The organism is Aeromonas finlandensis (genome assembly GCF_000764645.1).
GTDB lineage: Bacteria > Pseudomonadota > Gammaproteobacteria > Enterobacterales > Aeromonadaceae > Aeromonas > Aeromonas finlandensis.
In genome coordinates this window covers 1-5,996 of record NZ_JRGK01000058.1, presented here as the reverse complement: position 1 = coordinate 5,996, position 5,996 = coordinate 1, and the positions used below count along the sequence as shown (strand labels likewise).

Here is a 5,996-nt window from a genome sequence, read left to right as displayed (position 1 = left end):
GATTGATATCAATGTCAATGGTACCAGTGTATGCTTATCTTCATCTAACTAATTGTTACCAACAACACAACCGATAGTGAGCCAGTGATTAAAAGGCATTTAATAAAAAAAGATGCCTTTTAATCCATAAAATTAGATTAGAGTTCATAGTTGTTTTTTCTATCTTTTATAGATTTCCTCATCAACATACTTGATTTATTCATGTCCTCTCGCAATTTATTCAACTCTTGCTTAGTCAAAACTCTAACAAAACCATGGTGATTTTTATTCAAAATTATCCTCTTTGATATAAAGAGCCGATCATATAACAGCCTTGCACCGCTTTAACTTATTTAAATCTAAGCCATCAAATGCTCAGCTACACAATTGAGCATCCACGATGCGAATACAGGACAGTGAAGAGGCGACTCCGGCTTGCCGGTGGGCCTACTTCACACATCCTGCCCGCAATTCAGCCTTGTAATCATGAAGGAAAGCATGCATCACCAACAAGGGAAATCATACAAATCATCTGCGGACAGGATAGCCAAAGAGAAAACCTATTCTTTTCAATAGGTTTACCCACCTCTTCCACTCACTTTCCATCCCGCATCCATACACTTTACAGATTAGAGTTGAATGATCAGGATGGAACGCCAAGGGAAAAGATTCCTCAAGACTGGCGCCCTCACCGGCATCTAGCCCCATCTATTGCCACAAAATCAGCTATGCCGCCAGCATGGGGGTATCCAAAATTCTGACAACAGAAGAGCAGTTAAAGTGAAAGAGCAATTGTAGGCTCATTTGCTCATGCTGATGATTGTCAAGTGAAGCTGGAATCCATACGATATTGCGTAAACCTTAATGCTTGAGGCACAGATGAATCAGCGTACCGAATTGCGGCAACAATACCGCCAACAAGCCAGACAGAAGAAGACCCCTCCAACTAGAGCCCCCGAACAGACGTTAGTCTGGGTACAAATTGCCCTGGCCTTGCTCCCACTCGCAACAGCTTGTATCTACCTTTTCGGTATGGCATGGCATATGGGATACGTTAGTGTTTTTCATGTTGATAGCAGCGAATTTCCACTTTCAACAGAACAAAATTTATTAGTTGGTACTATCGCACTAGTTACAAATATAGCACCATATATAACTTACCCACTTGCAGGCTTCGTATTGGTTCTAGCTCTATTGGTCATTGCCGCATTAACCTCTGAGCTATTAAAAAAACTATACAGCTGGCATCAAGAAAAAATGCTTAGGGTTGATGATGCCATACGACAGAGTTCTACATTCAAACGGCTTACAAAAAATGCAATAAAACCACACGAAGCGTCAAGATGGGAAAGTTTGCTCGACAAGCTCTTCACCCTACTTATCCAATACAGTTACTTTATTGGTAGTGGCGTAATAATATTCCTGCTCACGATCTACAGTTACAGCAATGGAAAAAATGAGGCTGATACCCAAATAGGCATGATGCAAAAAAATGAATTTCCAGCGGCTCATTGCATCAAGTATGCGGGTATCCCAGAAGAAATATCCGCGTTGCGAATTATTTGCAATGCCACTCAATGTACATTCTGGACTGAGCAATATGGCACGATCTATCTGCGTCATGATCAGATTGTTAGTGCCTCTATCCCCCCTACTGAACCAAAGAGTAAAAAGTCACCGACATGCAACCGCTCTACGACTCCAAATTAACTCCAATCAAAACATGAATGGCCTTTGCAACCTGCCCAAAGGGCTGCAAGGGCCTGTGTCTAGTGGATTATCTTATGGATAATCTTGGATCACTTTACCAAAAATACCTTAACCACATGTTTTTAATAGATTTTAAGACCAATCCCTGGGAATGAAAGTGCACCAGTTGGGAACGTTAGTGCACCAGTTCGGGAATGATAGTGCACTGAAATTACTCCAAAGATTTGTTCCGTGGCCTACGGATCTCCCACATGTCTTTTCGATATTCAGTTACCAACCAACCTATCGTAAACAGCTCACCCACGGCTCTACGGGCAATCTGCTGGCGCTTTCTCATCGCATCAGCAATCGCAGGATCCGGCCAGATGTAATTGCACAGAGTATCCAAGGACGCGCGTCCTGATTTGCCAGGATCGATCCACCCGCATAGGCGTTGATGGATCAATCGAGCAGGATCGCTCTTGAGGCTACGCACTTCATTCATATCGATGCGAGCATGTGGCCGCCCACCGAGAACGGCTTCTGCAATCTGTGGGTTCAAGCAGATGTATAGCGCGTTATCATCCTCATCAAAGAGATGGCTCATCAGGTGGAAAGATGCACAGCGAGAGTCGCCTTGAATGACAACGGTGACATTGGACATCCTGATCAGGCTAGCTTTTAGGGTTTTAAGGTTTCTGCCGCTTTTGCATAGACCAATCTCTTCCAGTAGCTGAGTGATACGAGACTGCACCACCAAGCAACGGCAGTCCGCACTATCAAACTCAGATGCCAAGGCCAAACGAAGTCGCTTAGGAATAGCTGCTGATGGCGCAGAGGTCAGAATCAAGCCCTTGGGACCGGATAGAGCAACCAGCCCTTGTAGCAGCCGCATATCATCAGCCCCTAACGGCTCAAAACCAATAAAACGAGCGCTTTGGTTCTGTCCATAGCTATACGTCACATCCAGCTTTAGCTTCTTTCTCTCCCCTCGCTTTAAACTGCGGAATAGACCAGGAGCAAGGCAGTGCATCGGATCATGGCGCGCGTGGGTAAGTTCAATAGCCATGAGCAAACCTCCTTCGCTCTCGCGCCTGAGGAGGTTCCATGAGTTGTACCGGATGTAATACGCCCCCTTCCTGGCGTTCAAACCATTGATCTTTGATCGCAGTGCCATAGTTCTGCTTGGATACCCCAAAGCGCACAAACGCACTGCGTCGAGAATTTCCGATGGGTGTACTACCGCGTTGAATCTCGGTTAGCTGGTTTGCTTCTTCTTCCCCCATCCGCACGATGTAACCACACCATCGGATGTTATCAATCAACGCTGATGCGCCTCTGGCTGCCTGCTGCTGATCAAGACTGCCATCCCTCGCGCTCCCCTTGCTGGCGTGATGTAAATAGAGCACCGCAGCCCCCGTATTTGCGGCCAGCGACTCAAGTCGGGTAATCAGCTGGGACATGTCTCCGTTACTATTTTCATCCATCTGATGCATACGGCTGAGGGTGTCGAGAACAACAAGGCGATATCCATCTACCTTCTGCAGCAGAGCCTGAAAACAGTCCGGATTCATCAGATCTAAACTCACCCCCATCATCGGTTCCAATGCGAGGTTTGTGGCAATAGAGGCCCTCGCGTTGGGCGATAGATGTTTGCCAAGCGCATGGACGCGATGAGTAAGCACTGCAGCCGGATCTTCACCAGCCATATAGATCACTCGGCCCGAACGGGTCGGGCGTAGTTGCAACAGATCGCCATCAGACTCTTTGCAAGCCACAGCCATTGCGGCCTGCAATGCCCAAAAACTTTTACCTGTTGCTCCTGGTGCGATCAGTGCTCCCACGGTACCGGCCAAAAATCCAGACCATATGAAGTCTAGAGCCGGCGGCTCCTGTTCAAACGCAGCTAGTAGGTCAAGAGCCATGGCTTACCTCTTAGCGTTTGAATTCTGTGACTTTTGTCGTGCTAGCTGCTCGGCTTTGGTTGGCCGGCCACGCCGAGGCATATCTGCCGATTTAACAGCTCGGTCATCCAAACCTTGGCTAATGACATGTTCAGCAAGCCAAAGCTCAACATCTTCAGCACGCCAGAGCAAACGCTTGGTTCCTGGTAAACGGCAGATTGGGGGAAGTGAACAAGGGTTGCGAGTCGCGTCACTACGGATGCTAGCAACGGATTTATGCAGACAGAGAGCCAATTGCTCAACAGTCAAAAGTACCACGCTGGAAGTGGTAATAGAGGTTTGTTTCATGGTCATAACCCATCAAGGCGGCAAGGGTCATCGAATAGCTGTGCCGGTTAGCTAATCGGTAATTGACCTGAGCGGCACCGTGCCCGGCCTTGAGGGTATAAAGAATTAGTGCCTGTCGTCCGATGTTACGTGACGAAATGAAGTCTACCAGCAGTGTTTTGCTATGTCATGCACTGGCAAGCGTCATTCGCTGCTATCAGGCCAGTGTGGCATGCCACAATTTTGCCACACTGGATAAGCTAAATGCTGCATTCCAACGCTCAGTAACGCATCAAATTGCAACACGTAAACCACTGTTTTAGTTGATAAAATTTGGTGCCGGAAACAGGAGTCGAACCTGCGACCTTCGCATTACGAATGCGCTGCTCTACCAACTGAGCTATACCGGCTTGTTGTTATCCACATTCCTGAAAAATGGCTGGCAAGTCAATCGAGCCAACTCGATTTTATGAGTTGGCTCATGGTGTTAGCGTGCCTAGAGATCTGCGAACTCGGGAATATGGGCACGGCCGCGGCTTTCGAGAAATTCGAGCAGGGCACGGGGGGAGCGCACCAGGATCCGCTCTTGCGGGAAACCGGCTTCCGTCACCAGACGGTGACAGTGGTCAAAATCGCCGAGGCTGAAGGCGACGTGGGAATCGGAGCCGAAGGTGAGATAGGCCCCCAGATCTCGCGCGGCCTCCACGATGGCGCGGCAGTTACCTTCACTACCCGGGCGCGAATGAATGAACGAGGAGTTGTTGATCTCGAGCGCCACCCGATAGTCCGCAGCCGCCTTGACCACCGCCTGAATGTCGATGGGAAATGAGGGGTTGCCCGGGTGGCTGATCATGTCGACCCGCCCGCTCTTGATGGCGTTGATCATCGCCTGGGTATGAGCAGCCTGATCGCAGGGAGGGAATACCTGTTCATGAAAGCCCGCCATGATCATGTCGAGGCGTGACTCGTAACGTTCCGGGAAGTCTATCTCCCCCTCCAGGTTTTTGATGTTGGCCTCGATACCCCGCAGGATCCCGACGCCATCCACCACTCTTGGCAGTATTGGCAAGTTGGCAAAGTGCCAGACATGAGGGGCATCCGCCATCTCGGGCCCGTGATCCGTGGTGGCAAACAGCTTGATGCCCTTGGCTTTAGCTATCGGCAGATAGTCGTGGATGGTGCTGTAGGCGTGGGTGCTGGCAATGGTGTGAGTGTGGGTATCGACCGGGTACTTCATCTTCTCTCCCCTTTAGATATTAGGGGTGCAGCATAACAAAGAGCGGCAACTTGGGCCACGTCAGTGCTTGCCACACTTTGTCACAAAATACCGCGAAGCTGACATAGTCTGAGGGCCTCTGGCTGGCATACTGCCCCCGTCGATACCTGCCTGAACTCGCATCGACAGTTTGCCGTCAGGATGATGCAAACTCACTTTCCCCACCGTCGCGCCCTGCGGCGGTTTTTTTTGCCTGCGAACAACGATCCGGTAACAAAAACGCAAAAAAAAGGCCCAACTAGCATGGTGCAGGTTGGGCGAGACTTAATGTTTAATTGCAGTGGCATAGATATAGAGTCCCGCTTTTTGACTAAGTTCCGCCTACTTTGCTTTTTTCATCGAAAAACATTCCGCTAACACTCTTTCACATTCTCTTGACACTTCACGTTATGAAACGTACTTTTTAAACATTCGTTTAAGTGAGGTGTCCAGTGAGTAAAATCGATACCAAAAACCGTATTCTCGACGCCGCTGAAGTGCTGTTTGCCGAGCGGGGATTCGCCGATACCTCTTTGCGTCTGATCACCAGTGAGGCCGACGTCAATCTGGCGTCGGTGAACTATCACTTCGGCTCCAAGAAGGAGCTGATCCAGGCGGTGCTCGACCGCTACATGAGCCTGTTCATGCCCGATCTCGATGCCCGCCTGCGGGTGCTGATGGAGCAGGAACAGCTTACTCTGCTGCAACTGTTTGAAAGCTTTGTCGAACCGCTGATGAAACTCTCGGCGGTGCGGGCCAACGGTCCGGCCATCTTCATGCAGCTGTTGGGACGCGGCTATATCGACAGCCAGGGCCACCTGCGCCGCTTTATCACCGCCCAC

The 5,996-nt window shown here is 49.4% G+C and carries 5 protein-coding genes and 1 tRNA gene; 2 read left to right on the top strand and 4 right to left on the bottom strand.

The features are described from left to right. Positions 1 to 858: 858 nt before the first annotated feature. A complete protein-coding gene (locus LD28_RS22190) occupies positions 859 to 1,689 on the top strand; it encodes a hypothetical protein (protein ID WP_156120143.1) in 831 nt (276 codons plus the stop codon). A gap of 211 nt (positions 1,690 to 1,900) precedes the next feature. Here the strand turns inward: LD28_RS22190 and repC are convergent, their stop codons facing one another. The 4 genes from repC to LD28_RS0107725 form a co-directional block, all read right to left on the bottom strand. Then, positions 1,901 to 2,737, bottom strand: coding sequence for a replication protein C, IncQ-type (repC, locus tag LD28_RS0107740; RefSeq protein ID WP_033136409.1), 837 nt, complete (start codon positions 2,735 to 2,737; stop codon positions 1,901 to 1,903). Further along, entirely contained in the window at positions 2,727 to 3,593 is an 867-nt protein-coding gene (locus LD28_RS0107735; protein ID WP_033136408.1) for a helicase RepA family protein, read from the bottom strand. The genes repC and LD28_RS0107735 overlap by 11 nt, the downstream gene beginning before the upstream one ends. A 640-nt stretch (positions 3,594 to 4,233) precedes the next feature. Continuing rightward, positions 4,234 to 4,309: transfer RNA gene (locus LD28_RS0107730), tRNA-Thr, on the bottom strand. 86 nt (positions 4,310 to 4,395) lie between these two features. Further along, a complete protein-coding gene (locus LD28_RS0107725) occupies positions 4,396 to 5,136 on the bottom strand; it encodes a phosphatase (RefSeq protein ID WP_033136407.1) in 741 nt (246 codons plus the stop codon). Between the two features lie 470 nt (positions 5,137 to 5,606). Here LD28_RS0107725 and LD28_RS0107720 point away from each other — a divergent pair. Beyond that, on the top strand, positions 5,607 to 5,996 hold a 390-nt coding region (locus LD28_RS0107720), incomplete at its 3' end, for a TetR/AcrR family transcriptional regulator (RefSeq protein ID WP_033136406.1).

What these genes read in the sequence shown, in the direction of transcription:
- LD28_RS22190 (WP_156120143.1), top strand. Translation starts at nt 859, where the DNA reads ATGAATCAGCGTACCGAATTGCGGCAACAATACCGCCAACAAGCCAGA.
- repC (WP_033136409.1), bottom strand. Translation starts at nt 2,737, where the DNA reads ATGGCTATTGAACTTACCCACGCGCGCCATGATCCGATGCACTGCCTT.
- LD28_RS0107735 (WP_033136408.1), bottom strand. Translation starts at nt 3,593, where the DNA reads ATGGCTCTTGACCTACTAGCTGCGTTTGAACAGGAGCCGCCGGCTCTA.
- LD28_RS0107725 (WP_033136407.1), bottom strand. Translation starts at nt 5,136, where the DNA reads ATGAAGTACCCGGTCGATACCCACACTCACACCATTGCCAGCACCCAC.